General features: G+C 58.3%; 25 protein-coding genes. 20 read left to right on the forward strand and 5 right to left on the reverse strand.

Annotated elements, in window-relative coordinates; genetic code table 11:
- The first annotated feature begins 7 nt into the window (after positions 1 to 7).
- The 4 genes from tatB to V7665_RS05435 all read left to right on the forward strand — a co-directional run bounded on the left by tatB (position 8) and on the right by V7665_RS05435 (position 2,767).
- Positions 8 to 376, forward strand: coding sequence for a Sec-independent protein translocase protein TatB (gene tatB / locus V7665_RS05420; protein ID WP_335663551.1), 369 nt, complete (start codon positions 8 to 10; stop codon positions 374 to 376).
- The gene (tatC, locus tag V7665_RS05425; protein WP_335663519.1) at positions 373 to 1,149 is read left to right on the forward strand and encodes a twin-arginine translocase subunit TatC; all 777 of its coding nucleotides are present in this window, start codon (positions 373 to 375) and stop codon (positions 1,147 to 1,149) included. Before tatB ends, tatC begins: the two co-directional genes overlap by 4 nt.
- A 166-nt stretch (positions 1,150 to 1,315) precedes the next feature.
- Positions 1,316 to 1,828 carry a pentapeptide repeat-containing protein gene (locus V7665_RS05430; protein WP_335663520.1) on the forward strand — a complete coding sequence of 171 codons (513 nt, stop codon included), beginning with the start codon at positions 1,316 to 1,318 and terminating at the stop codon, positions 1,826 to 1,828.
- 132 nt (positions 1,829 to 1,960) lie between these two features.
- A complete protein-coding gene (locus V7665_RS05435; RefSeq protein WP_335663521.1) occupies positions 1,961 to 2,767 on the forward strand; it encodes a hypothetical protein in 807 nt (268 codons plus the stop codon).
- 95 nt (positions 2,768 to 2,862) lie between these two features.
- Here V7665_RS05435 and V7665_RS05440 read toward each other — a convergent pair whose 3' ends face one another.
- The 3 genes from V7665_RS05440 to V7665_RS05450 form a co-directional block, all read right to left on the reverse strand.
- Positions 2,863 to 2,952 carry an entericidin A/B family lipoprotein gene (locus V7665_RS05440; protein WP_442955178.1) on the reverse strand — a complete coding sequence of 30 codons (90 nt, stop codon included), beginning with the start codon at positions 2,950 to 2,952 and terminating at the stop codon, positions 2,863 to 2,865.
- A 47-nt stretch (positions 2,953 to 2,999) separates the two neighbouring features.
- The gene (locus tag V7665_RS05445; protein ID WP_335663523.1) at positions 3,000 to 5,114 is read right to left on the reverse strand and encodes a TonB-dependent receptor; all 2,115 of its coding nucleotides are present in this window, start codon (positions 5,112 to 5,114) and stop codon (positions 3,000 to 3,002) included.
- Between the two features lie 180 nt (positions 5,115 to 5,294).
- The gene (locus V7665_RS05450) at positions 5,295 to 5,807 is read right to left on the reverse strand and encodes a hypothetical protein (protein WP_335663524.1); all 513 of its coding nucleotides are present in this window, start codon (positions 5,805 to 5,807) and stop codon (positions 5,295 to 5,297) included.
- 158 nt (positions 5,808 to 5,965) lie between these two features.
- Here V7665_RS05450 and V7665_RS05455 point away from each other — a divergent pair, with 158 nt between their 5' ends.
- Positions 5,966 to 6,940, forward strand: a complete 975-nt coding sequence (locus V7665_RS05455) for an SDR family NAD(P)-dependent oxidoreductase (RefSeq protein WP_335663525.1) — start codon at positions 5,966 to 5,968, stop codon at positions 6,938 to 6,940.
- Between the two features lie 30 nt (positions 6,941 to 6,970).
- Positions 6,971 to 7,669 (forward strand): glutathione S-transferase family protein, encoded by a 699-nt coding sequence (locus V7665_RS05460; RefSeq protein WP_335663526.1) that lies wholly within the window; start codon positions 6,971 to 6,973, stop codon positions 7,667 to 7,669.
- A gap of 19 nt (positions 7,670 to 7,688) precedes the next feature.
- Here the strand turns inward: V7665_RS05460 and V7665_RS05465 are convergent, their stop codons facing one another.
- Positions 7,689 to 8,606, reverse strand: a complete 918-nt coding sequence (locus tag V7665_RS05465; RefSeq protein ID WP_335663527.1) for an AEC family transporter — start codon at positions 8,604 to 8,606, stop codon at positions 7,689 to 7,691.
- 21 nt (positions 8,607 to 8,627) lie between these two features.
- Complete coding sequence (locus V7665_RS05470) at positions 8,628 to 9,479, reverse strand: crotonase/enoyl-CoA hydratase family protein (protein ID WP_335663528.1); 852 nt, start codon at positions 9,477 to 9,479, stop codon at positions 8,628 to 8,630.
- 178 nt (positions 9,480 to 9,657) lie between these two features.
- Here V7665_RS05470 and V7665_RS05475 point away from each other — a divergent pair, with 178 nt between their 5' ends.
- The 14 genes from V7665_RS05475 to murC all read left to right on the forward strand — a co-directional run bounded on the left by V7665_RS05475 (position 9,658) and on the right by murC (position 24,901).
- Positions 9,658 to 10,653, forward strand: coding sequence for a cysteine synthase A (locus V7665_RS05475; RefSeq protein WP_335663529.1), 996 nt, complete (start codon positions 9,658 to 9,660; stop codon positions 10,651 to 10,653).
- 31 nt (positions 10,654 to 10,684) lie between these two features.
- The gene (locus tag V7665_RS05480) at positions 10,685 to 11,014 is read left to right on the forward strand and encodes a hypothetical protein (RefSeq protein ID WP_335663530.1); all 330 of its coding nucleotides are present in this window, start codon (positions 10,685 to 10,687) and stop codon (positions 11,012 to 11,014) included.
- Positions 11,015 to 11,800, forward strand: a complete 786-nt coding sequence (locus V7665_RS05485) for a Gldg family protein (RefSeq protein WP_335663531.1) — start codon at positions 11,015 to 11,017, stop codon at positions 11,798 to 11,800.
- A 275-nt stretch (positions 11,801 to 12,075) separates the two neighbouring features.
- The gene (locus tag V7665_RS05490) at positions 12,076 to 12,579 is read left to right on the forward strand and encodes a division/cell wall cluster transcriptional repressor MraZ (RefSeq protein ID WP_335663532.1); all 504 of its coding nucleotides are present in this window, start codon (positions 12,076 to 12,078) and stop codon (positions 12,577 to 12,579) included.
- Positions 12,576 to 13,523 carry a 16S rRNA (cytosine(1402)-N(4))-methyltransferase RsmH gene (gene rsmH, locus V7665_RS05495; RefSeq protein WP_335663533.1) on the forward strand — a complete coding sequence of 316 codons (948 nt, stop codon included), beginning with the start codon at positions 12,576 to 12,578 and terminating at the stop codon, positions 13,521 to 13,523. The genes V7665_RS05490 and rsmH overlap by 4 nt, the downstream gene beginning before the upstream one ends.
- Positions 13,520 to 14,122, forward strand: coding sequence for a hypothetical protein (locus tag V7665_RS05500; protein WP_335663534.1), 603 nt, complete (start codon positions 13,520 to 13,522; stop codon positions 14,120 to 14,122). Before rsmH ends, V7665_RS05500 begins: the two co-directional genes overlap by 4 nt.
- Positions 14,119 to 15,837, forward strand: a complete 1,719-nt coding sequence (locus tag V7665_RS05505) for a peptidoglycan D,D-transpeptidase FtsI family protein (protein WP_335663535.1) — start codon at positions 14,119 to 14,121, stop codon at positions 15,835 to 15,837. Before V7665_RS05500 ends, V7665_RS05505 begins: the two co-directional genes overlap by 4 nt.
- Positions 15,824 to 17,266: a UDP-N-acetylmuramoyl-L-alanyl-D-glutamate--2,6-diaminopimelate ligase gene (locus tag V7665_RS05510; RefSeq protein WP_335663536.1), complete on the forward strand. Its 1,443-nt coding sequence runs from the start codon at positions 15,824 to 15,826 to the stop codon at positions 17,264 to 17,266. The genes V7665_RS05505 and V7665_RS05510 overlap by 14 nt, the downstream gene beginning before the upstream one ends.
- A complete protein-coding gene (locus tag V7665_RS05515) occupies positions 17,263 to 18,660 on the forward strand; it encodes a UDP-N-acetylmuramoyl-tripeptide--D-alanyl-D-alanine ligase (protein ID WP_335663537.1) in 1,398 nt (465 codons plus the stop codon). Before V7665_RS05510 ends, V7665_RS05515 begins: the two co-directional genes overlap by 4 nt.
- On the forward strand, positions 18,660 to 19,730 hold the full coding sequence (gene mraY / locus V7665_RS05520; RefSeq protein WP_335663538.1) for a phospho-N-acetylmuramoyl-pentapeptide-transferase: 1,071 nt from the start codon (positions 18,660 to 18,662) through the stop codon (positions 19,728 to 19,730). The genes V7665_RS05515 and mraY overlap by 1 nt, the downstream gene beginning before the upstream one ends.
- Positions 19,727 to 21,061 (forward strand): UDP-N-acetylmuramoyl-L-alanine--D-glutamate ligase, encoded by a 1,335-nt coding sequence (murD, locus tag V7665_RS05525; protein ID WP_335663539.1) that lies wholly within the window; start codon positions 19,727 to 19,729, stop codon positions 21,059 to 21,061. Before mraY ends, murD begins: the two co-directional genes overlap by 4 nt.
- Entirely contained in the window at positions 21,058 to 22,317 is a 1,260-nt protein-coding gene (locus tag V7665_RS05530; protein ID WP_335663540.1) for an FtsW/RodA/SpoVE family cell cycle protein, read from the forward strand. The genes murD and V7665_RS05530 overlap by 4 nt, the downstream gene beginning before the upstream one ends.
- The gene (murG, locus tag V7665_RS05535) at positions 22,314 to 23,498 is read left to right on the forward strand and encodes an undecaprenyldiphospho-muramoylpentapeptide beta-N-acetylglucosaminyltransferase (RefSeq protein ID WP_335663541.1); all 1,185 of its coding nucleotides are present in this window, start codon (positions 22,314 to 22,316) and stop codon (positions 23,496 to 23,498) included. Before V7665_RS05530 ends, murG begins: the two co-directional genes overlap by 4 nt.
- Entirely contained in the window at positions 23,495 to 24,901 is a 1,407-nt protein-coding gene (murC, locus tag V7665_RS05540; protein WP_335663542.1) for a UDP-N-acetylmuramate--L-alanine ligase, read from the forward strand. Before murG ends, murC begins: the two co-directional genes overlap by 4 nt.
- Positions 24,902 to 24,916 lie beyond the last annotated feature (15 nt).

Here is a 24,916-nt window from a genome sequence, read left to right on the forward strand (position 1 = left end):
CCTTTCGATATCCGAGATCGCGATTATCGCGATCATTGCCACTGTCGTCATCGGGCCGAAGGAATTGCCGCGCGCGCTGGCGACCGCAGGCAAATGGATGGCCAAGGCGCGCGGCGTCATGGCCAATTTCCGCACCGGTCTTGATGCCATGGTCCGCGAAGCCGAGCTTCAGGAAATGGAAAAGAAATGGGCTGCGGAGAATGACCGGATCATGAGCGAGCATCCGGCGCTTCCCGATGCCTCTCTTGCTGACGACGCTGCGGCGCAAGAGCCAAGGATGGAGCCGCTGGACGGACCGCCCGCGGACAAGTCCGACCCATCAGACCCGATAGACGACCGGCCAGATCTGCCGCCCGCAGGCGATGCCAAGCCATGAACGATCAAAGCAAGCCGGGTCTTGATGAAAGCAAGGCGCCGCTGATCGAACATCTGATCGAGCTGCGCCAGCGATTGCTTTGGTCGGTGGCTGCGCTGACCGTGGCCTTTCTGATCAGCATATTTTTCGCCGACCAGATTTTCGGCATTCTGGTCCAGCCGCTAACCGATGCCTTTCCGGCCGGCGAAGGCAAGCTGATCTATACCAAGCTTTACGAAGCCTTTTTCGTCGAGATCAAGGTGGCGATGTTCGCGGCCTTTTTCCTCGCTTTTCCGATCATTTCCAACCAGCTGTGGGCCTTTGTCGCGCCGGGCCTCTATGCCAAAGAGAAAAAGGCCTTTCTGCCGTTTCTCATTGCCACGCCGTTGCTGTTCATGGCCGGCGCCTCGCTCGCCTATTTCATCGTCATGCCGACCGCGTTCAAATTTTTTCTGGGATTTGAGGGGCCGGTCGGCGGCCTGCAACAGGAAGCCTTGCCCGCGATGGGCGACTATCTCTCGCTGGTGATGCAGTTCATTCTCGCGTTCGGGGTCTGTTTCCAGCTGCCGGTGCTGCTGCTGCTGCTCAACCGGGCAGGCATTGTGACTCGCCAGCAGCTGAAGGGCATACGCCGCTATATGGTTGTCGGGGCTTTCGCGCTGGCCGCGATCCTGACCCCGCCCGACGTGGTGTCGCAGCTGATGCTGGGGATTCCGCTGATCCTGCTCTACGAAGTCTCACTGCTGATCATGTGGTTCACCGATCGCAAGAAACGTAAAATCGTCAGCCAATAAACCCTGCCTTGCCTGCAGGGCTTTCGGTTCCCCAAAGCGGGTGCGAGGATGCCGCAGCAGCATTTATGCAGAATGATTTGGCGTTTCCGTGCCAAACAGGGCTATGGTCCGATGGGCACTGCTTCTTGGACTGAGAATAGGGAAGTGCACCAACAGGGGGATTAGCATGACACAATCGAAAAACCTGAGACGAGGCGGCTTCGCGTCGGTATGGCTGGCAGCGGCATTATGTTCGGTACCGGTGATGGCGGCAAACCCGGCGCATGTGCAGCAACTGAAAGACACGCGTTCCTGTCCTGGCTGCGATCTTTCCGGTGCTGATCTGACGCTGCTTTTCGCTGAACAGGAATATAGCGTAGACGACCCAACGGTAAATCTGGATGGAGCGGATCTAACCGGTGCAGATTTGAAGGGCGCGTTTCTTTATCAAGCCAGTTTCAAGGGCGCGCGGATGCACGGCGCTGATTTGCGTGGCAGCAATCTGACCGGAGCGCATATGGAAAGCGCGGATCTGACCGGAACCAAATATGGGAACTGGGACATTCACTGGTCCAATCTCAACGGTACCTATCTTACCGATACAAATCTGACCGGTGCCACCGGTGCCGATCTGGAAGATGCAAACACCTGTCGCACCACATTGCCCGATGGCAGCATCGATGCCGGCTATTGCGACTGATCAGTTGACGGATATGATGTCGTCGGGGTTGCTCTGCCCGGATGATCAGAGCGATAGCGATTGCAGGCAAACCGTCGTGCTGAATCCAGTTGCGGCGCTGGCTGGAAGATGGGGGATTTTGGGGAGAATATCATGGCTATGATGGAAGAGAAGCGCCGATCCAACCGACAGGTCATCGGTCTGATTTTGACCACGGCTTTATCAACGGTTTTTGCACCAGTAGCTTTTGCGCAAGCCAATTATTCAGCCGCAGATGCGCGCTATGTGACCAGCTCGCAAAATCCCGATGTTCTGAACTATATTGTCTGTCTGGAAAATACGATGTCCTACCCCGGCATGCAGGACAAATGGGGGTTTCAGGGTGCGATGGATATTGCACAGAATGAATGCAGGACGCTGCCATTCCCTGGCTATCCTGCTGTGCCCAGTACCGATGACTTGGCCAGAAGCATTCAGGAATGCGGTTTCAGGCCCGGCGACGCGAGCCCTGATATGGGATGCGGCGCAATGCCAGTTGCCGTGTCACAATCCTATCCGGTGCAAGACAATGCGGAGCAGGCCAACGGCATATTCGCAGCTTCAATCTTCACCTATTGCGACGCGACCCTGCTGGCAAAATTCTGGCGCGTTGATGTCGGTCAGAGCAAGGCCTTGATCGGCAATAAAATTCTCAACGGATTGGGATGGAATATTCCCGCGATTCTAAGATCCAGCCGTCAGGCCGGCAATCAATGTGAATGGTCGGACACGGGTTATAGCTATCAGGATGCTGAGCAAATTGCATCAATCTGGTCTCTCGGAAGAGGCGTCAGCGAAGCAAAATCGAAAATGACGATGTTGGCAACGGCCGGACATCAGAATTGGGTCGACGCTGCTCTGGGCCATTGTCACACCGACAGTCTCGTGCAGGACTTTAGCTTGCCGGCAGGTCAGTGCTGATTGCCGAGTCGACCAAAGGCGGGGCTGGCTGACGCGGTTCGCCAATAGCCACCACATTCGGTGCGGATCGATGATTCAGATAGACAGGGGCGCCATCAGTCAATGGCTTCCTGGCCAGCTTTGCCAACCGATTCAATATCGCGACCGACACCCTTGACGGTGGCGCAGGCGCTCAGCAAAACCATGGTAGAAATCAAGATCGCTGCGGTAATTTTCTGCATTTCAAAATATCCTAAAAACTGAACTTCGCACTGACGCGAATATCACGACCGGACAGCGGTACATAGTCTTTCGTGAACGACGCATGACGGCGGGCGTTCACATCAAAGATATTATTGGCCGAGGCCAGCAGGGTGAGGTTGCCGCCCTTGCCAAACGGACGCCAGGCCGCCGAGGCGTTGACCATCGTGAAGCTGTCGCTCGAAGTTTCGAATGTCGCAACGCGATTCTGGCTGGCCGACCATTCTACTTCACCGCGCAGGTCGAAATAATCGCTGTTCGCCTCCAGCCCTCCGAGCAGGCGGAATGGCGGAATGCGCGGGATCGGGCCGCCGCTGCCAGCGGCATTTGAGTCGATATTGGCGTGGACCAGATCGGACACCATATTGGCGGTCAGGTCAAAGTCACCAAGGGTCGTAAATTTGGCCGAGCCCGACAGTTCAAAGCCATAATAGGTCGCGTCCTGCTGGAAATATTGGAAGACCGGCAGGCCATCCTCGATTGCACCGGTTTCTGCTTCAAAAATATAGTCGGAAAACAGGTTGCCGTAGATGGTCGCGCTGACCGCATATATATTGTCATCATAGCGCGCATAAAGCTCGCCGCCCCAGCTTTTCTCGGTGGTGAAATCGGGGTTGCCGATTTCAAACGCCTCGGTCGCGACATGCGGACCGTTGGACAGCAGCTCTTCGGCAGACGGTGCCCGCGCCGAACGCGACAGGTTGATACCAAATTTCAGGTCCGCTTCGCCGGGTACATAGGCGACACCAAAGGCGCCCGAGAAGGTGCCGAAGCTGCGGTCAAAAATGATCACCGGTGCGCGGATTGCGGTCTGGTCGAACCGGGCTGCGCCTTCCAGCTGCAGCTCACCCAGTTCCAGTTCCTGCAGCGTGAAGATCGCGGCGCTTTCGATGCTGTTCTTGGGGACAAAGGCTTCTTCGCCGATCGCGTTGAAATCGCGGGCGAGCAATTGCGCGCCGACTACTCCGCGCCAGCCGCCGCGGGCCGCCTGAGTAAGTTCAAGCCGGCTTTCGACGCCCTTCACCTTGAAGATCGTGCCGACCTCCGACCCTTCAAATTCGGTGTGCTGATAGTCGGAATAGCCAGCGCGCAGGGTGAGATTCTCGAAAAAGCCCGGCAGATCAGCCGAGGCGCGCAGGTCGGCGCGGTTTTGCTTGAGGCCGATGGTCACCGGTGGCGCTTGCGGGCCGGTGTCTAGACCCGGCCGCTCGGGCACGCCATAATCGCTTTCATAGCGGCTGACCGAAAAACCGATACTGCCGCCATCGCCGATATAGGCAAGGCTGGCAGCGGCGGTTTTGGTCAGGCTCGCGGTATTGGGTACCGTGCCGCTGAGATTGGCGCGGTCGGTCAACTGGGCGGCTCCGGCGGCATCGCCGCCGTCTGCTGCGAGCGCGGCCGCGTCGAGCAATTCTCCGCGCAGGGCAGGGGAGAGCACATAGCCGCCAATCTTGACATCATCGGTCTTGCGCACGCTGCCATCGACATGGAAGACCAGATGGGAGGTCAGCGGCACGTCGAGCGAACCGGCGGCGCTGCGGTCATTGGCGGCGCTGCCATAGCCGGCCAGCGCATCAAGATGGAACGGTGCTTCCGGGACCTCGCGCGGAATTCTTTTGTCGATAATATTGACCGCGCCGCCAATCGCGTCGCCGCCGAACAATAAAACCGCCGGCCCGCGCAGCACTTCGACGCGCTGGGCGGTGAGCGGATCAATCGCAACCGCATGATCGACCGAGGTGTTGGACGCATCGAGCGAGCCGATCCCGTCGGTCAACACCCGCACGCGCGGACCCTGAAACCCGCGCAATACGGGGCGGGAGGCGCCCGGTGCAAAGCTGGTTGCGCTGATCCCGGCCATGCTGGTCAGGCTGTCGCCAATCTGGCCGCGCAAATCCTGCGCCAGGTCCTCGCCCGACAACACCGATGTGCCGGCGAGAATATCAAGCTGTTTGACGTAGCGGGCGGTGACGACAATCTCCTTGCTGTCCTCGCCATGAAAGTCATCATCGGGCTGGGCGGTATCGCCGGGTTCGGCGCTCTGGGCGGCGGCAGGGGCAACGGGAATGGCAAGAGCGGCGGCGGTAATCAGCAGCAGTTTTTTCACGCGGTTACTCATATGGCAAGAGGGGGGAGAATCAGTTTCTGCGGGCCAAGTAGGAGTTATGATATAATATATCAATCCAAATTTGCGCTGAATCGGCAAGCCGAGCGAATTTTGCTATAAATTGCAGGCATGGCGGGTGAAGACGGTGCCGGGCTGTGGGAGCCGTTAGCCCAATCCGGTTCAACCGGGCTGCGGCAAGGGATGATGGAGCAATGCTGCCACCGGTGCCGCGGGGTCCGGTGTACCGGCGACAATATTCGCCGACAATTCCAGCAATGCCCGTTCATGCTCGCCCATGAATGTTGCAATGCGTGCGGCTTCGGGGTCTTCTTCGGCAGAGACCAGGGCTGCAAGCTCTTCATAGCGCGGTAGAAAATTTGCCTTCACCAGGTCATGAAGTGCTGCAAAGCGTTGGGACCAGGGCAGGGCGTTCATTTGCTCGCTGGCCGCTTTGCCGCCTGCACGGGCTTCATCATCTTCCTGAATCGACAATCCGCATCGGGCAAGAAGCGGTCGCAGGATTGTTTTACCCTCGGTTTCAAACTGGAACAGCGTCCCAATAATATAGGATTGCTCGGCGCTTTCAGCTGAGCCGAGCATATTCCCGAACGCGGTCTCGCCGGTTACTTCTCCGTGATAGACGTCGGCCAGACATTCCTTGAACAGGTTCGATATCATTTTTCTCTCTCCCATTTGCTTTCTTGAAATATCTAGATAATCTGATGGCTTCGCAAGTCAAACCGGTCGATGCCTTACTAGGGCCACTATTCTTCCCGCAGGACGGGATGATTGTGGCTTTTCATTGGTCGATTGAACGGCCATGAAGCACCCGATATTAAGGAGAGACCTGCATGACCAGCCGCGACAATTTCGGAGCTACCACCACTGCGGACGAAGTGCTCGACGGCATCGACCTGTCGGGCAAGCTCGTGGTCATCACCGGCGGCGCATCCGGCCTTGGTCAGGAAACCGCGCGGGCGATGGCGGCGAAGGGCGCGCATATTGTCATCCCGGTGCGCGATATGGCCAAGGGCGAGGCTGCGGTGGTGGCAATCAAAGCCTCCGTCCCTGACGCCGATATCGAACTGATGGAATGCGATTTGGGCAAGATGGCCAGCATCCAGTTTTTTGCCGAGGCTTTTCTCGTTCAGCATGACCGGATTGATCTGCTGATCAACAATGCCGGGGTGATGGCTTCTCCGCATATGACCACCGGCGATGGTCTGGAGTTGCAGTTCGGTACCAATCATATCGGCCATTTCCTGCTGACCAATCTGCTGATGCCAGCCCTTCTCAAAGCGGCAAAAAACAGTGGGGATGCCCGCATCGTCAATCTCAGTTCACGCGGCCATCATTTCGATACCGTCCATTTTGACGACCCGCATTTTGAATCGCGCGACTATGACAAATGGCTCTCCTATGGTCAGGCGAAGACTGCCAATATCATGTTCAGCGTCGGTCTGGAAAAACGGCTGGCGGGCAAGGGTGTCCATTCTCTGGCTGTCCACCCCGGCGGCATCCAGACCAATCTTGGCCGCCATCTGACCGAGGAGGATATTGCGACGCTGCTGAAGCGGATGGAAGACAATGCCGGAGAGAACTTCACCTTCAAGACGGTGGAGCAGGGTGCCGCGACCAGCTGCTACGCCGCAACCGCGCCGGAGCTTGCAGGCCGCGGCGGCGTCTATCTCGAAGACTGCCATGTCGCAGCCGTCGATGATGATGACCCGAGCGGCAGCGTCCGTTCCTATGCGGTTGATCCCGGCAATGCCGAGAAGCTATGGGCCCTCTCGGAGGCCACCGTCGGCCAGACATTTTCTTACTAAAAACCCCATCATACCGGAGACTCCCCATTCATGACCGCATCCCTTATCCTCTACGGCTCGCCTCTGTCTCCCTTCCAGCGCAAGGTGGAGGCGGTGATGGCGCTCAAGGGGCTGGATTATGACTGCGAGGATGTCAGTGTCATGGCCATGCCCGACTGGTATATGGAAATCAGCCCACTCGGCCGCATTCCCTCGCTGCGTGACCGGGAAATCGCCGAAGATGGTCCCGCCGGAACGATCACCGACAGCTCGGCGATTTGCGGCTATCTGGAAAAGCGGCAGCCGGAACCGGCGGTCTATCCTGCCGATGCATTCGACCATGGCCGGGCGCTGTGGCTCGAGGAATATGCCGATACCGGCATGGCAATGGCTGGCGGCATGGGTCTGTTCCGGCCGATCATCTTCAACCTGTTCCAGCGCAAGCAGCCGGATCTCGAGACCGCGCGCAAGACCTGGAATGAAAAGCTGCCGCCGCTTTATGACTATCTCGAAGGGCAGCTCGATGGCCGCGCCTATTTTATCGGCGATACGATCACCATCGCCGATATAGCGGTCGCCGCACAAATCGCCCAGACCGACATGCTCGCCGGTCTACCCGACAAATCCCGCTGGCCGGCATTGGTCGCCCATTATCAGGCGATGCGAGCGCATGACTGTTTCCAGCGCAACAACGCAGGCTGCGACAAAATATTGGCGAAACTGGTGCCGGAGAAATTTGACTTGAGCTAGATGCGGTGAAGCGGGCTTTTCAGCCTAGCGTCAGCAAATAGAGGGCGTAGATCGCGGGCATGGTCAGTACCGAAAACACCGTCTGCACCGCGATCAGATTGGCGGATAGAGTGGCGTCGCCACCCAGTTGGCGCGCCAATATATAGCCGCTGCTCGCGGTCGGTGTGGCAGCGGCGATCACCACAATTGCCAGGCTGTCTACCGGAAGATTGAGCAATAGTCCCACAGCCAAGGCCACGAGCGGCAAGCCGAGCAAGCGCACCGCTGACCAAGTCAAAGTGGTGTGCCCCGCCCGTTTAAAAGCCTCCAGATCAACCGCCGCGCCAACCACCAGTAGGCCAAGGGCAAGCGTGGCCTGGCCCAATATATCGAGGGTTTTCTCGGCAATGCCGGTCGGAGCAATGCCCAACTGATTGAGCGCGATGCCGATCACGCAACCGATGATTAGCGGATTGCGGATCATATCCATCACCACATGCGGCTTTTTCTCGCCGTTATCTTCGGCGAAATGGGTCAGTGCCAGCACCGAAATGACATTGGCCGTCGGCGTCAGGACCGCGACCGCGATGGCCATCAGGGCGAGTCCGGCTTCGCCGAACAGGGCGCTGGCAATGGACAGGCCAACGAAGGTGTTCCAGCGGACATTGGACTGGATGATCGACCCCTTGCGCGGTCCGTCATCGGCACGTTTGGCAAAAAGGCCCAACGTCGCGAGCGTCAATTGCGAGCCAATCAGCACAAAGATCATTGCCCATGGCGCGACTTCGAAAGATGCGCTGGCCAGAACATTGATGATCAACGCCGGGAAAAATATGAAATAGACCAGTCTTTCGATCGCGCGCCATCCGTCAGCGGCCAGAAAATTCCTGTGCGCCAGCAGCCAGCCCAATGCGGTGATCAGGACCACTGGGATCAGGGCATATACAAAATTTATCATCGATGGTTCGCGCGCGCGAAACTAGAGCGCTTTGGTTCTGAGCGGCAATAGATCGGGAAAGTCCGGCTCGCGCTTCTCGCCCATCGCCGCGACCGCTTCCTGAATATGCGAAGGCGGGAACATGCCGGCGTTCCAGACGCCGATATAGTCCAGCGTATCCGCCGTATTATGATCGCGGCCGTAATTTATCAGCACCTTGCAGCCGGTGACCGCCAGCGGTGATTTCGACGCGATTTCCTTGGCGGTTGCCATGACATGGGCTAGGCACTCTTCCTGCGTTTCGAACACATCATTGACCAAGCCGATTTCCTTCGCCTTTGCGGCGTCGATCCGGCGGCCGGTATAGGCCATTTCCTTGACCCAGCCTTCGGGAATATAGCGTTGCAGGCGCGGGAAGGTACCGACGTCGGCGGTCATGCCGATGTTGGTTTCCTGGATGCAAAATATCGCATCCTTGGTGCACCAGCGGATATCACCCGCGCTGATCATGTCGATCGCACCGCCGATGACGCCACCGTGAAGCGCGAACAATACCGGTATGCGGGCCTCTTCCAAGGCGTTGAAACTATGCTGGATACGTTTGACGTTGGAACGGAACATTTCCGCGATCACATGCTTGTCCGCTCCGTCGATCTTGTTGTTGGGTTGCGGTGCGAAAACGGACAGGTCCATGCCAGCGGAAAAATGCTTCCCGGTGGAGCTGATTACAATGACCCGCGCCCGTGCATTGATATCGATGTCTTCAACGATTTCCGGCAAATCATTCCAGAATGCCCTGTTCATGCTGTTGAGTTTTTCCGGACGGTTCATCCGGATATGGGCGATGCCATTTTCTATTTCGACATCGAAACATTCATATTTTTTCTCAAGCACGATGCTGTTATCCCTTATTTCTAGCCAGAAGTTTCCATCGGCCTAGCATGATAATCTTCCGCCGCGTACCAGCAATTTTCCTGAAACGAGGCCGTGGATGCTCGACTAAAGCAATGTTATCGACCCTGAAAAGGCTTCAAGCTTGCGGCGCGAAATCGCGCGCACTATGTATTGGTCTATGAGCATCATTCCAAACACACTCGAACTGATCGGCAATACGCCGCTCGTCCGCCTCTCCGGCCCGAGCGAAGCTGCCGGTTGCGACATTTACGGCAAGTGCGAATTTGCCAATCCCGGCGCCTCGGTCAAAGACCGCGCGGCGCTCTACATCATTCAGGACGCCGAGCAACGCGGGCTGCTCAAGCCCGGCGGACGGATTGTCGAGGGGACCGCTGGCAATACCGGGATCGGTATTGCCCTGGTCGCCAATGCCAAGGGCTATAAATCGACCATCGTCATGCCGGAAACCCAGAGCCGCGAGAAAATGGATACGCTGCGCGCGCTTGGCGCGGAGCTGATCACCGTCCCGGCTGCGCCTTATTCCAATCCCGCTCATTTCGTGCACACTTCGCGGCGCATTGCCGAGGAGACCGAAGGGGCGGTCTGGGCCAACCAGTTTGACAATGTCGCCAACCGCCGCGCCCATATCGAAACGACGGCCGAAGAAATCTGGGAGCAGATGGATGGCAAGATCGATGGCTTTACCTGCGCCGTCGGCACGGGCGGCACGCTGGCTGGCGTCGGCATGGGGCTGAAGGCGAAAGATGAAAAGGTGACGATCGCCTTGTCCGATCCGCATGGCGCGGCGCTCTACGAATATTATGCCCATGGCGAACTCAAGTCCGAGGGCAATAGCGTCGCCGAAGGCATTGGTCAGGGCCGGATTACCGGCAATCTGGAAGATGCGCCGATCGACCGGCAATACCGGATTTCCGATGAGGAAGCTTTGGTCTGGGTCGAGCGACTGCTGATCGATGAAGGGCTGTGCCTCGGTCTGTCATCGGGCATCAATGTCGCTGGCGCGATCGCGCTGGGCAAGGAACTGGGGCCAGGCAGCCGGGTTGCGACGATATTATGCGATACCGGTTTTCGCTATCTGTCATCGCTCTACAACGCCGCCTGGTTGAAGGAAAAAGGGCTGCCGGTGTTCCCGTGGCTTGACCAGAATGGATAAAAAGCCACAAAATTCCAGTCGACAGGACACAATGCAGCGCATTCAGGTCGGCGTGGTCGGTCTGGCCGCTGTGCTGCTGCTGGTCAGCGTCGCCAATTTCGTGATTCAGCGGGCCAGCGATGAACAGACCGTGCTGGAAGAAATGCAGGGTGATGGAACCGGCATTGCGCCTCCGCTCGCCAGCAAGCCGGAAGAAAAGCCCTCCGAACCGCTGGCAGAATTGGGCCTCACCCCGGCACCGGCATCGGGGACGGGGAAGTCGGAAGCGCAAAAACCTGCTGCCAATCTGCCGGGACAGACCGTGCCGGATTTGAAGCCTGACCCGAATCTCGATGCGCCGATGGACCGGGAGCGGCGCTAGTTGCCCGGCTTTTGGCAGACGCTCCCGTCGGCCCTGTTGGTGCTTTTGGCGCTGGCGCAATGCACCGCCGCCGATTCCCCGCCCGATCATCCGCATAGCAAGCCCCGCATTCAGCTGATGACCAGCCTGCCGTTGGTCTGGGGCGAGGGGGCTTCGATGGAATCGATCCTCTCCGGTGGTTCGGGGCCCGCGCCGATCTACCGCTACTGGCAGGGGCAATATGATATTGCGGCGGTCGACAGTCTGGAAAATCTTGCCGAGCAAGATCCGGATATCGTCATCCTTGCCCAGCCGCGCGCCATGGACCCCGCCGATCTGACCGATCTCGATGCCTGGGTCCGTGCCGGGGGCGCTGTCATCATTCTCACCGACCCCGATCTGGTCTGGCCGTCCGCATTGCCGCTGGGTGATCCGCGCCGGCCATTGGCAAGCGGCTTGCTCTCGCCTCTGCTTGGCCACTGGGGGGTGGAACTGGTCGCCGCCGCTGACGATCCCGCAGATATCGTCGACTTGCGCTTTGGCGACTATATCTTCGCTACCCGAGGGGTCGGAAAGCTCGAGCCGATGCAGGCAGGCGATGTGTCAGATGTGCACTGCGATTGGAGCGCCGGTGATTTTTTCGTTCAATGTTCGATTGGGCAGGGACAGGCCTCAATCGTCGCGGATGCAGATTTCCTTAACGCCGCATTTTGGATAAATGAAGCCCGTAAGACGCCACAAAAAAGTGGCGCAGTCCGGTTCATCGACGTTCTGGTGCGTGATCATATCGATGCCGCTGATCACTAGAAATAGCCGGTTTTTTGCCAATTTCGCATGACAAATGCTGATGTCCAGATTGGTGGTCAATTCGGTGCAAATTTAAATGCATATATTACAGCATGTTAACGCGTCATACCCGTCACGTCCCGCAAAATCCCCTTCCATCCCCGACATTCCCCTGATATCCCTAATTTTGTATTCGGGGTATTCTTCCTGTCCGGGATTCTGTTTTCGGGGGCGTTGGCAAGCGCATTTCTGGATCGGGGAGATTATCACCCTGATTGGGATGAGGGATTTTCGCTGTGTCACGTGCATACGCATATTCAGGCTCTGCAATATCGACGATAGACGACAAAGGTCGGCTGTCGGTGCCCGCCTTCCTGCGTAAAAATCTGGTCGAAAGCAGCGAAGGCCGCATCCTCTGTCTTGGCACGCATGAAAAATGGGATTGCCTGGTAGGTTTCGGCCTCAGCCGCAAAGCCGACATGCTCAACGAAATTGACAAGCAATGGGAAGCCGCGATCGCGCTTGGCGACAGTTTTGACAAAGATGCTGCCGGCGCCCGGAAATTTTCTTCGCTACAGGACCTCAGCTTTGATACCAGTGGCCGCTTCATCCTGCCGCCACATCTGATGGAAATCGGCAATATCGACGGCAATGTCCTGTTCCATGGAATCGGTACGACATTTTGCCTGTGGAATCCCCAGGCATTGCTCGAAACGACCGACGATGTGCCGGTCGACCGGCGGCTTGTGAAGCATCTTCTGAAAGAAGCTGGCCAGAAAAGCGGAGGGAAGCAGAAATGACCCCTGCTGCAGCCGCACGGCATGTTCCTGTCCTGCTCGATGAAGTGATCGACGCGCTCGCCATTATTCCCGGCGAGACCCATGTTGATGGCACTTATGGTGCTGGGGGCTATAGCGCCGCGATGCTTGAGGCAGGCGCGATTGTTCATGCCTTTGATCAGGATCCGGATGCCATCGCCACCGGTCAGAAAATGGTCGACGATGCCAATGGCAAGCTGATCCTTCACCATGCCCGCTATTCCGAGATGGCGGAGATATTGGTCGACGAAGATATTGACGGCGTTACGCTCGACATCGGCGTGTCGTCGATGCAGCTGGATCAGGCAGAGCGCGGATTTTCCTTTCAGAAAGATGGTCCGCTCGACATGCGCATGGCCCGTGATGGCGAGAGCGCGGCCGATTTTCTCAACGACGCCGATGAAGAGATGATTGCCGATGTAATCTATCGCTATGGCGAGGAACGCCGGTCGCGGCGGATCGCCAAGGCGATTGTCGAAGCGCGGCCGCTGACCCGCACGTCCGAGCTCGCGCAGGTGGTCAGAAAGGCGCTGGGATTTCGCGCCGGCGACAAGAAGGATCCGGCCACCCGGACTTTTCAGGCGATCCGCATTCATATCAATCGCGAACTGGGCGAACTCGAAGACGGTCTCGCCGCAGCAGAAAAAATGCTGCAGCCCGGTGGCCGTCTGGCGGTTGTGACATTTCACAGCCTCGAAGATCGCATCGTCAAAAATTTTCTGCGGGACCGCAGCGGGCAGAAGTCTGCCGGCTCCCGCCATCTACCCCAGGTTAACGAGACACGGCCGGCACCCACCTTTCAAAAACCAGCCAAAGCGGTGCGTCCGGCCGGGGCGGAGCAGGCTCTTAATCCCCGAGCTCGCTCCGCCACCCTTAGATCAGCGGTGCGCACCAATGCGCCTGCCAGCGATGGTGATGGACAGTGAAGCTCGCAATCAAGCGTCTCGAAGGCATGGGCTGGCTCGCTCTGGTGTTTCTGGTGGCGATTCTGCTTTATCCGCTGTCGCTCAGCGTCGCGACCTTGCGCAGCGACCTTGCGCGCACCGATTACAGGATTGTCGAGGTCAAAAAAGACATCCGCTATCTGGAAACGGAATTTAGCGCCCGCGCCAATCTGCGGCAGCTGGAAGAATGGAACAAGCTTGAATTTGGCTATGCGTCGCCGCGCGCTTCGCAATATCTCGATGGTGAGAGAGCGCTGGCCAATCTGGGTGGCAAGGATTTGCGCAAACCGATGCAGGTTGCAGTGATCAGCTCGATGGAAGATATTGGCCCGGTCGGAATTATCGGTTCGGTTTTCGGTACGGCCAAGGCGCAAGACCGGAATGACGATGGCAGCGCGATCGGCAGCAGGCGAAGCTACACGCCCACCGTGATGGACTCCGAACCCGGCAAGGGATTGGGAGGAGCGCAAAATCGCACCACACGGGTCTCGCATATGGAAGACAAGCTGCTCGATGATGGGCTCGTCCGCGATCTTGGCCGAAAGGCGATAGCAGAAAAAATTGAAAGCATGGCCGAATGACGACCCTTCTCGCCAACAGCAAGAAGGTCCAATTTTCGGGAAAAGCCAAGGAAATAACTGCCAGCGCTCATTTCCGACTGATGATCTTGCTTTTGGTTTTTCTGGCGGCCTTCGCGATCATTATCGGACGATTGGTAAGCCTCACAATTCTCGAAGACGCGGCACCCAATCGGGCATCGAGTAGCGCATTCATTCCGCCGCGGGGCGATATTGTCGACCGCAATGGCGTTCCGCTGGCGCGGACGATGCGGGGCTATGCGGTTCGCGTGGTGCCAGCCCGGGTGCTGGGCGACAAGGATGTTCTGGCGCGGCAACTTGCCGCGATTTTTCCGGATACGAGCGCAGCATATTTTCTGAAAAAGCTCAGCGGTTCCCATCCTACCTATCTCCGCCGCAGGGCGTTGCCCGAACAGGTCAAGCAGATCCATGCGCTGGGTGAAATCGGCATAGAATTTCCGCGCGAGGATGAACGCCTCTATCCCCAGCGCGAACTGGCGGCGCATGTGCTTGGTTATGTCAATTCAGCCGGCGACGGTGTGATGGGTATGGAGCGCGCGCTCAACAAGCGCCTTGTCGACAAGAATCTGCGCGCGACACCCGCGATATTGTCGATCGACAGCCGGGTGCAGGCAGCGCTGGAGAGCGAGCTTCAGGATGCCATAATCATGACCGAGGCACGCGGTGCTGCGGGGATCATATTGGATGTTGAAACCGGAGAAGTCATGGCGCTGGCCTCGCTGCCGGTGTTCGATCCGAACAAGATTCGTCGGGCGACGATGAAGCATCAGAATAATGAAGTTACCCAGAGCGTGTTCGAACTGGGCTCGACGTTCAAGCCGCTAACCATCGCCGCCGCACTCGACGCCGGCACCGTCACCGACATGGCGGTGCGTTACAATGCGATGGAACCGATCAAAATTGGCGGCTTTACGATCAAGGACGATCACAGTCAGGGTCGTTGGCTAAATGTGCCGGAAACCCTGGTGCACAGTTCCAATATCGTCACTGCCCGGATAGCGGATAATCTGGGTCAGGAAGCCATGGAAAATATGTTCCGCCGCCTCGGCTTTGACGAACGGCCGCATATTGAATTGTTTGAAAGGGGTCAGCCGCTCTGGCCGCAAAACTGGGGACGGGTCACCAATATGACCGTTGCCTATGGCCATGGTATAGCCGTTACTCCGCTCCATCTCGCCAGTGCTTATGCAGCGCTGGTCAATGGCGGCATCTGGCGTCCGGCAACCTTGCTGAAAGTGGAGCCTGGAAAGGAAGCCAGGGGGCGGCGGGTATTCAAGGCCGCGACCAGCGCCCGCATGCGCCAGTTGCTGCGGATGATTGTTTCGGATGGTACCGGCCGCAAGGCCGATGCGCCGGGCTACCGGATTGGCGGCAAGACGGGCTCGGCAGAAAAACCCTCGGAAGGCGGTTATAACAAAACATCGCTGGTATCGACCTTTGCTGCGGCCTTCCCGATGGACAATCCGCGCTATGTCGTTATCGCCATGCTCGATGAACCAAAGGGAACAGCGGAAACATCCTTTCAGCGCACCGCAGGCTGGACCGCAGCGCCGGTCGTGAGCAAGCTGGTATCCCGTGTCGGTCCGATGCTCGGGGTCATTCCCGATGAACATCGCGATGTTGATGTGTCGGAATTGACACCCCTGCTGTGGAAACCCAAAGACACGTCCAAAGAGCAAAACCATGAGATTGAGTAATCTTACACCAGGACTGGATGGGGAAGCTGGAGAGCAGACGGTCACCGGCTTTGCCATTGATCACCGTAAGATTGCGCCCGGCAATATTTTCGGCGCTTTTCGGGGCGCAAAGTTCAATGGCGAAGATTTCATAGAAGCGGCAGTCGCCGCCGGAGCCATAGCCATTGTCGCCCATCCGGAGGCGCAGGTCGAAGGTGCCGTGCATATTGCCGATGAAGAGCCACGGCGTCTATTTGCCGAGATGGCGGCGCGCTATTTTACGCCGACACCGACGCATGTGGCCGCAGTTACCGGTACCAACGGCAAGACATCGATTGCAGAACTCACCCGTCAGCTGTGGCGAATGGATGGCTATAATAGCGCCTCGATCGGGACGCTTGGCGTCACCACCGCTGATGATCAGGTCAAGACCGGACTGACCACCCCCGATATTGTCACTTTTCTCTCCAATATGTCCGGTCTGGCCAGGGAAGGGGTCAGCCACGCGATTTTTGAAGCGTCGAGCCATGGCCTCTCGCAATATCGCACCGAAGGTCTGCCGGTGCAGATTGGCGCCTTCACCAATTTGAGTCGCGACCATCTCGACTATCATGGCGATATGGACAGCTATTTCGAAGCCAAGATGCGGCTGTTCGACGAGGTTGTTTCGAGTGACGGAACCGCTGTCATCTGGGCCGATGATGATCCGTGGTCCGGAAAAGCGATCCAGCGGGCGATGGATCGCGAGCTGGAGTTATTTACGGTCGGGGAAAAAGGCACAACGCTTAGGCTGGTATCGCAGACGCCGACCCATTTGGGTCAGGTGCTGATGGTCAAGGCGCAGGGCAATACTCATCGCATTTCGCTGCCGCTGATCGGTGCCTATCAGGCCGCGAATATCCTGTGCGCGGCCGCCATCGTGCTGGCCACCGGCGGGCAGTTGGAAAATATTTTCGATCATATGCAGCGGGTGCAGCCGGTGCGCGGCCGGATGGAACGGGCGGTCATCACCCGCGCCGGTGCACCGGTCTATGTCGACTATGCCCATACCCCGGATGCTCTGCGGGCAGCGATTGAAGCGCTGCGGCCGCATGTGACCGGCAAGCTGATCACGCTGTTCGGTGCGGGCGGCGACCGCGACAAGGGCAAGCGGCCCGAAATGGGCAAAATTGCCATGGAAATGTCCGATCATGTGATCGTCACCGATGACAATCCGCGTAGTGAAGATCCGGCCACCATCCGCGCGGAAATTCTGGCCGGAGCGATCGGTGCCGAGGAAGTGGCCGATCGACGTGCCGCCATTGCCAAGGCAATAGACATGGCTGGTCCGCAGGATATCATCCTGCTCGCCGGCAAAGGCCACGAACAGGGGCAGATTGTTGGCGATCGGGTGATCCCGTTTGATGATGTCGAAGTCGCGAGAGAATGCGCCGGAGCGCAGCCATTATGACCGCGCTATGGACATCCGCCGCGATAGCGACAGCCACGTCAGGAAAGGCCAGCGCCGCCTTTACAGCAGACGGAGTCGCCTTTGACTCGCGCGAAATTGGTCCGGGCGACCTGTTCATTGCCTTGAAGGGCGAACATAGCGATGGTCATCTTCACGTCGAGCAGGCTTTTGCCTCCGGCGCTACCGGCGCCATTGTCAGCCAGGCCGTCGACGGGCCGCATATATTGGTGTCCGACACGACCCAGGCGCTCGATGCGCTGGCCAGGGCGTCGCGGTCCCGCACCGATGCGAAAATCATCGGGGTGACCGGATCGGTCGGCAAGACCGGCACGAAGGAGGCCTTATACGCAGCCCTCGACCGCTGTTCCTTCGGCAAGGCGCACCGGTCGGTCAAAAGCTATAATAATCATGTTGGCGTCCCGCTCAGCCTGTCGCGGATGCCGGCGGACACCAAATATGGCATTTTCGAAATGGGCATGAACCATGCCAACGAACTGTCGGCACTCACTCGTCTGGTGCGGCCGCATGCCGCGATCATTACCGCCATCGCGCCAGCCCATATCGGCAATTTTCCCAATGGCGAGGCAGGCATCGCTGATGCCAAGGCCGAGATATTTGAAGGCCTGATGCCCGGCGGCACGGCGATCATCCCGCACGACAGCCCACATTGTCCGCAGTTGCGGAAGAAGGCCGAGCGCCATGCCGGCGATGTGATCTCCTTTGGATTTGAAGCCGGCGCCGATGTCCGCGCGATTGATGTGGTTGCAGCGCCCGGGGGTGGCTCGCTGGTCACGGCGAAGCTGGGTGATCAAAGCCTCTGCTTCACAATCGCCGAGGCCGGACTGCATTGGGTATCCAATTCGCTGGCCATTCTCGCCGCAGTGCGCGCCGTCGGCGGCGATCTGGCATCTGCCGGTCTGGCGCTTGCTGAAATGAGCGGCATTGACGGTCGCGGCCGCCGCCATTTCATTGCGCTGAAATCGGGCGGCAAGGCGACGATTATCGATGAGAGTTACAATGCCAATCCGGCGTCGATGAAGGCGACATTGCAGCATTTTGCCAGCGAAGCTTGCGCCGGACAAAAAATTGTCATTCTGGGCGCAATGGGTGAGCTGGGTGAACAATCTGCCCATTACCATGCGGCATTGGCCGACGATATTCTGCTGTCCGGAGTCAATGCAGTCATTTTGGTTGGCGAAGATATGGCACATACTGCCGCGAAACTGGAACAGGGCCTTGATCAGGGCGTGAAAATGTCACATGCCACCAATGCTTCGGAGGCGCTGACCGAGGTCGCAAAATTGCTCAGCGACGGGGACATCCTTCTGGTCAAGGGGTCAAATTATCTGGGGCTTTCCTCCGCGGTTTCCGCGTTGGTAAGCGGGGAGTATTGATGTTTTATTTATTGGCCCAATGGCTTGATTTCGAAGGCATTTTCAATGTCTTTCGGTACCTGAGTTTTCGCTCCGGTGCTGCTGTCTCGACATCGCTGTTCATCGGCCTGCTGATCGGGCCCAAGTTCATCAACATGCTGCGCATGCGGCAGGGCAAGGGACAACCGATCCGCGAAGACGGTCCGGTCACGCATCTCAAAAAGGCGGGAACGCCGACCATGGGCGGACTGATGATCCTGATTTCGGTGGTGACTTCGCTGCTGCTGTGGATGGATCTCAGCAATATGTTCGTCTGGGCGTGCATATTCGTCACGCTCGGTTTTGGTGCCATTGGCTTCATGGATGATTATGACAAGGTCCGCAAAGCCAGCCACAAGGGCATCCCGGGCCGCGTCCGGCTGTTGCTCGAATTTATCATCGCCGGTTTCGCCACATGGCTGATCGTGCAGCAAATCGGCACCAACCTTTACGTCCCGTTTTTCAACGACGTGCAGATCGACCTTGGCTATTTCTATATTCCCTTTGCCATGTTCGTGATTGTTGGTGCGGGCAACGCGGTCAATCTGACCGACGGGCTGGATGGTCTGGCGACCATGCCGGTGGTGATTGCCAGCGCCACCTTTCTGGTTCTCGTCTATCTGTCCGGCAATGCGGTCTTCTCCGAATATCTCGGAATTCCGTTCGTACGCGGAGCAGGCGAACTGGCGATTTTCTGCGCCTGTGTGATTGGTGCCTGCCTCGCCTTCCTGTGGTTCAACGCACCACCAGCCGCCGTTTTCATGGGCGATACTGGTAGTCTGGCACTCGGCGGCGCGCTTGGTGCGATTGCCGTTTCGATCCATCATGAAATCGTCCTCGCGCTGGTTGGCGGCTTGTTCGTGCTCGAAGCGGTTTCGGTCATCGTTCAGGTCTTCTTCTTCAAACGCACTGGTCGCCGTGTGTTTCGTATGGCCCCGATCCATCACCATTTTGAACAGCTTGGCTGGTCCGAATCCACCATTGTGATCCGCTTCTGGATCATCAGTCTGGTGCTCGCACTCGCCGGATTGGCGACGTTGAAACTCAGATGATAGTCTCCCCCGTCTTTGCCGGAAAGCGCTATGCCATTCTCGGATTGGCCCGTTCCGGCATGGCGGTGCTGGAAAGTCTGCACGCAAGCGGCGCAATATTGCTCGCCTGGGACAATCGGGAAGAATTGCGCGCAAGCGTAGCCGACAAGGCCGTGATTGCCGATCCGCTGGAATCGGATCTGACCGGCTATGACGCGATTGTCGTATCGCCCGGCGTGCCGCTCAACAGTCACCCGATTGCGCAAAAGGCAAAGGCCGACGGCGTGCCGATCATCGGTGATATCGAACTTTTTGCGCAGGCCCGGTCTGCGCTACCATCGCACCGGGTTGTCGGCATCACCGGCACCAACGGCAAGTCGACGACCACCGCTCTGGTCCATCATATATTGGCCAGTGCCGGCGTGCCGACCGTGATGGGCGGGAATATCGGCGTGCCGATCCTGTCGCAGGAGCCATTGCCCGATGGCGGCGTCTATGTGCTGGAACTGTCCAGCTATCAGATTGACCTGACCAACAGCCTCGACTGCGATGTCGCGCTGCTGCTCAATATCAGCCCCGACCATCTCGACCGCTATGACGGGTTTGACGGCTATGCCGCTTCAAAAGCCCGCCTGTTCGACATGCTGGGGTCGGATCACACGGCGATATTTGCCAGCAATGATGAAAAGTCCCGATTGGCGCTGCACGGCTTGCGCGATCTCGGCCGGGTGCAAAATATCGTCGACACCAGTTCCGTCGAGATTGCCGGGCAACCGGATTGGCCATCGCTGCAAGGCCCCCATAATCTCCAGAATGCCATCGCCGCCATCGCCACGGTCGAGGCCTTGGGCATTGCCGAAGCGCAATGGCGTCCGGCATTGGCAGCCTTCACGGGCCTGCCTCACCGCATGGAGCGCGTTGCCGAATCCCATGGCGTGCTGTTCGTCAACGACAGCAAGGCAACCAATCCGGCTTCCACCGGGCCGGCGCTTGGCGCCTATCCAAAAATTCACTGGATATTGGGCGGCCTGCCCAAGAGCGACAATCTGGCCGAGTGCGAACCCTTTTACGACAATGTTGTCCGCGCCTATACGATCGGCGAAGCCGGGCCCTTGTTCGGAAAATTGCTGGCTGATCATGTCCCGGTCGAATCCTGTGAAATGATGCTGACCGCGGTGCAACAGGCGGCGGCCAATGCCAGGCCCGGCGAAGTGGTCCTGCTGTCGCCAGCCTGTGCCTCGTTCGACCAGTTCCGGGACTTTGAAGCGCGCGGCAATTGTTTTCGCTGCGCCGTCAATTCGGTGGTCGAGAATGATCTGATTGGTACCGCAAGCGGGGAGGGACAGCGATGAGCGCATCTGAACCAGGTACCGGAACGACCAGTTCGCTTCCGGAAATTGCCGGTGGCCTTAAAAAGAAACGCTTCCAGTTGCAATCTCGTCTTGGGCGCAGCGACAGGTCGCCACTCGCAATCTGGTTTTGGGAACTCGATCGGGTGCTGCTCGGACTGATCCTGACCCTGATCGCTATTGGTTTGATCGCGATCGCCGCTGCGTCACCGGTTACGGCCCTGAAGCACAGCACCGCAGCGGTCACGGTTGAGCCGCTCTATTATTTTTATCGGCAACTTGGCTGGGTGATCGTCGGTATCCCGATGATGCTGGTGGTATCGATGCTGCCAAAGGAACAGGCCCGGCGCTTCGCTATCCTGGCCGCCCTCGTTGCTTTTATTTTGCTTTTTCTGGTCCCGGTTTTCGGGAATACCGTCAACGGTGCCCGGCGCTGGATCGGCTATGGTTTCGCCACGATCCAGCCGGGCGAATTTCTCAAGCCGCTTTACGCGGTGGCGCTGGCCTGGCTGCTGTCGCTGCGGATCAAGGACCCGGCCTTGCCGGTGATTTCGCTATCCGTGGTACTGACTGGGATGATCGCCATATTGATGATGATGCAGCCAAATCTGGGCGAGACCATCCTGATCTGCGGCATCTGGTTCGCGGTGATGACCGTCTCCGGTCTGTCGGCGCGGCTGATCGCGGCGATTGGTCTCGGGGGTGTTGGCGGTCTGGTCGGGGCCTATTTTCTCTATCCCGTGGCGACTCAGCGGATCAATGCATGGCTGTTCGGGGGCGGTGAATATGATCAGGTGATGTTTGCCCACAAAGCCTTGACCGGTGGCGGATTGCTTGGCACCGGGCCCGGGCTCGGGACGGCCAAATTCAAGCTGCCGGAGGCGCATACCGACTATATTTTCTCGGTGATTGGCGAAGAATTCGGTCTGCTCGCCTGCATGGCCATCGCGCTCGTCTATCTTGCGATCATCGTCCGCGTCTTTCTGCGGCTGCTCGACGAAGAGGATAATTTCATCATTCTCGCCGTATCCGGCCTGACCGCTCAATTTGGCGGACAGGCACTGATCAACATGGCGGTGAATCTCCAGCTTTTCCCTTCCAAGGGCATGACTCTGCCGTTGATCAGCTACGGTGGCTCGTCCTTTCTCGCGCTGTGTATCGGTATTGGACTTTTGCTCGCATTTACTCGGCGGAACCCGTATCTTGACCGCTCACAATATGTCTCGGCCTGGCCCGAGCGAGGACGGATAGCGGTATGAATTTTTCGAAACATTATGTGCTGGCAGCGGGCGGCACCGGCGGCCACATGATACCGGCCTATGCGCTGGCGAGGGAACTGGTCTCGCGCGGCCACCGGGTGGCACTGATCACCGATGCACGCGGCGAGAAAATCCCCGGCATGGTCGACGAAGGGCAGGTCCACGTCCTGCCCGCCGGCCGGATCACCAAAGACCCGCGCAGCTGGCTGGGCGGCGCACGTGCCATTCTCAAGGGCCGCCGCATGGCGATGCAGCTTTATGAAACATTCCAGCCGTCGGCGATTATCGGCTTTGGCGGCTATCCGGCCTATCCGGCGCTGCTGGCTGCGAACAGCCGGAATATTCCCACGATCGTGCACGAACAAAATGCAGTATTGGGGCGAGTCAACCGGCTCGCGGCGCGTTCGGTCAATGCCATTGCCACCGCTTATCCCGATGTTTTGCGGATCAAGCCGAAATATCAGGAAAAGGTCCATCTGGTTGGTAATCCGGTGCGGGAAGAAGTCGTTGCGCTGCGGGAGGAACCCTATCCACCCTTGTCCGAAGAAGGCGTTTTCCGCGTGTTGGTGACCGGCGGAAGCCAAGGTGCCTCCATCCTTTCCGACGTTGTGCCGGATGCAATGGCGATGCTGCCGATGCATTTGCGCCGCCGCCTGCAGATCACCCAGCAATGCCGCGAAGACGATATCGAGCGGGTCCGGGCGAAATATGCCGAACATGATATTCCCGCGGAACTGGCGACCTATCTGCCGGATTTGCCGCAGCGCCTGGGTTGGGCGCATCTGGTGATTGGCCGGGCCGGGGCTTCGACCATTGCCGAACTGACCACCGCCGGTCGTCCTGCGATCCTGATTCCGCTGCCGAGCGCGATGGATGATCACCAGACCTATAATGTCAAAGAAATGGTCGCCTCCGGCGGCGCGCGTGCGATCCCGCAGTCGCGCTTCACCGCCAAGGAGCTGGCCAAGCAGATGCAGAAAATGGCGCTGCAGCCCGGCGCACTGGAAAATGCGGCGCGCTTCGCGGCGAAATGCGGTCGCCCGGACGCGGCAAGTAATCTCGCGGATCTGATTGAAAGCATTGGTGCCTCACCGCTCGGCAAGACGATGAAGGTGAAGAAGGAAAAGCAGCAGATGATATCCTCCCGCAAGGAAGCACTGGCGAAAGATATCGCACAGTGAAAGGCGTCGGCACCGATATCGGCACGATCCATTTCGTCGGCATTGGTGGCATCGGCATGTCGGGTATCGCCGAAGTGATGCACAATATGGGCTATCAGGTGCAGGGCAGCGATATCGCCGAAAGCTATGTCGTCGAAGGCTTGCGCGCCAAGGGCATTGACGTGAAAATCGGTCATAGTGCGGACAATGTCGAAGGCACCGCCGTGGTGGTCACGTCGACAGCGGTCAAGCGCGGCAATCCCGAAGTGGAAGCGGCGCTGGCCAACCGGATCCCTCTGGTTCGCCGGGCAGAAATGCTCGCCGAACTGATGCGGCTCAAATCGACCATCGCGATTGCCGGTACCCATGGCAAGACCACCACGACCTCCATGGTCGCGGCGATGCTCGACGCCGGCGGCATTGATCCGACCGTGATCAATGGCGGCATCATCAACCAATATGGCTCCAACGCCCGGCTTGGTGCCGGCGAGTGGATGGTGATCGAAGCGGACGAAAGCGATGGCAGCTTTCTGCGGCTCGACGGCACGATTGCGGTCGTCACCAATATCGATGCCGAGCATCTCGATCATTATGGCAGTTTCGACAAGATCAAGGACAGTTTTCTCGAATTTATCGAAAATGTTCCCTTTTATGGCGCGGCGATCCTGTGCATTGACCATCCTGAAGTCCAGGCCTTGTTGCCTCGCATCCGCGACCGTCGGATCATCACTTATGGATTCTCTGCCCTGGCCGATGTCAAGGGCACCAATGTCACGCCAATCCCTGGCGGCAATCGGTTCGATGTGGCGGTTCGCGACCGCGATGGTGCAATCCGGACCATCGAGGCGATCACCTTGCCGATGCCGGGCCGGCACAATGTGCAAAATGCCATTGCCGCCATCGCAGTCGGTCTTGAAATGGGCATGACCGACGCGCAGATAGTCCAGGGATTCGATCATTTCGGCGGCGTCAAGCGGCGCTTCACCAAGGTCGGCGAAGTTGATGGCGTGACCATTATTGATGATTATGGACATCACCCGGTCGAAATTCAGGCGGTGCTTGCGGCCGCTCGCGAAGGTGCCGAGGGACGCGTCATTGCCGTGGTCCAGCCGCACCGCTTCACCCGTCTGCGCGATCATATGGAAGAATTTCAGGGCGCCTTCAACGATGCCGACATGGTGTTTGTCACGCCCGTCTATGTGGCGGGCGAGGACCCGATCGAGGGCATTGACAGCGACGCTCTGGTCGAGGGGCTGAAGACCCGCGGCCACCGGCTGGCGGAAACGGTTGCGGATCCGGAGGTTCTGGCGGCGCGGCTGGCCAAAGAAGCGCAACCCAAGGACATGATCATCTGTCTCGGCGCAGGGGATATTACCAAATGGGCCGCCGGACTCGCGGATGGCATAGCGGAGGCGCGCAAATGAAATATTTGCCTATAG

It is taken from the genome of Parasphingorhabdus sp. (genome assembly GCF_036964675.1).
Classification (GTDB): domain Bacteria; phylum Pseudomonadota; class Alphaproteobacteria; order Sphingomonadales; family Sphingomonadaceae; genus Parasphingorhabdus.

Coding starts and splice junctions, on each gene's coding strand:
- V7665_RS05505 (WP_335663535.1), top strand. CDS start 14,119: ATGACGACCCTTCTCGCCAACAGCAAGAAGGTCCAATTTTCGGGAAAA.
- tatC (WP_335663519.1), top strand. CDS start 373: ATGAACGATCAAAGCAAGCCGGGTCTTGATGAAAGCAAGGCGCCGCTG.
- V7665_RS05435 (WP_335663521.1), top strand. CDS start 1,961: ATGGCTATGATGGAAGAGAAGCGCCGATCCAACCGACAGGTCATCGGT.
- V7665_RS05515 (WP_335663537.1), top strand. CDS start 17,263: ATGACCGCGCTATGGACATCCGCCGCGATAGCGACAGCCACGTCAGGA.
- V7665_RS05430 (WP_335663520.1), top strand. CDS start 1,316: ATGACACAATCGAAAAACCTGAGACGAGGCGGCTTCGCGTCGGTATGG.
- V7665_RS05530 (WP_335663540.1), top strand. CDS start 21,058: ATGAGCGCATCTGAACCAGGTACCGGAACGACCAGTTCGCTTCCGGAA.
- V7665_RS05475 (WP_335663529.1), top strand. CDS start 9,658: ATGAGCATCATTCCAAACACACTCGAACTGATCGGCAATACGCCGCTC.
- V7665_RS05510 (WP_335663536.1), top strand. CDS start 15,824: ATGAGATTGAGTAATCTTACACCAGGACTGGATGGGGAAGCTGGAGAG.
- murG (WP_335663541.1), top strand. CDS start 22,314: ATGAATTTTTCGAAACATTATGTGCTGGCAGCGGGCGGCACCGGCGGC.
- V7665_RS05480 (WP_335663530.1), top strand. CDS start 10,685: ATGCAGCGCATTCAGGTCGGCGTGGTCGGTCTGGCCGCTGTGCTGCTG.
- V7665_RS05465 (WP_335663527.1), bottom strand. CDS start 8,606: ATGATAAATTTTGTATATGCCCTGATCCCAGTGGTCCTGATCACCGCA.
- V7665_RS05455 (WP_335663525.1), top strand. CDS start 5,966: ATGACCAGCCGCGACAATTTCGGAGCTACCACCACTGCGGACGAAGTG.
- mraY (WP_335663538.1), top strand. CDS start 18,660: ATGTTTTATTTATTGGCCCAATGGCTTGATTTCGAAGGCATTTTCAAT.
- murD (WP_335663539.1), top strand. CDS start 19,727: ATGATAGTCTCCCCCGTCTTTGCCGGAAAGCGCTATGCCATTCTCGGA.
- V7665_RS05440 (WP_442955178.1), bottom strand. CDS start 2,952: ATGGTTTTGCTGAGCGCCTGCGCCACCGTCAAGGGTGTCGGTCGCGAT.
- V7665_RS05460 (WP_335663526.1), top strand. CDS start 6,971: ATGACCGCATCCCTTATCCTCTACGGCTCGCCTCTGTCTCCCTTCCAG.
- rsmH (WP_335663533.1), top strand. CDS start 12,576: ATGACCCCTGCTGCAGCCGCACGGCATGTTCCTGTCCTGCTCGATGAA.
- V7665_RS05450 (WP_335663524.1), bottom strand. CDS start 5,807: ATGGGAGAGAGAAAAATGATATCGAACCTGTTCAAGGAATGTCTGGCC.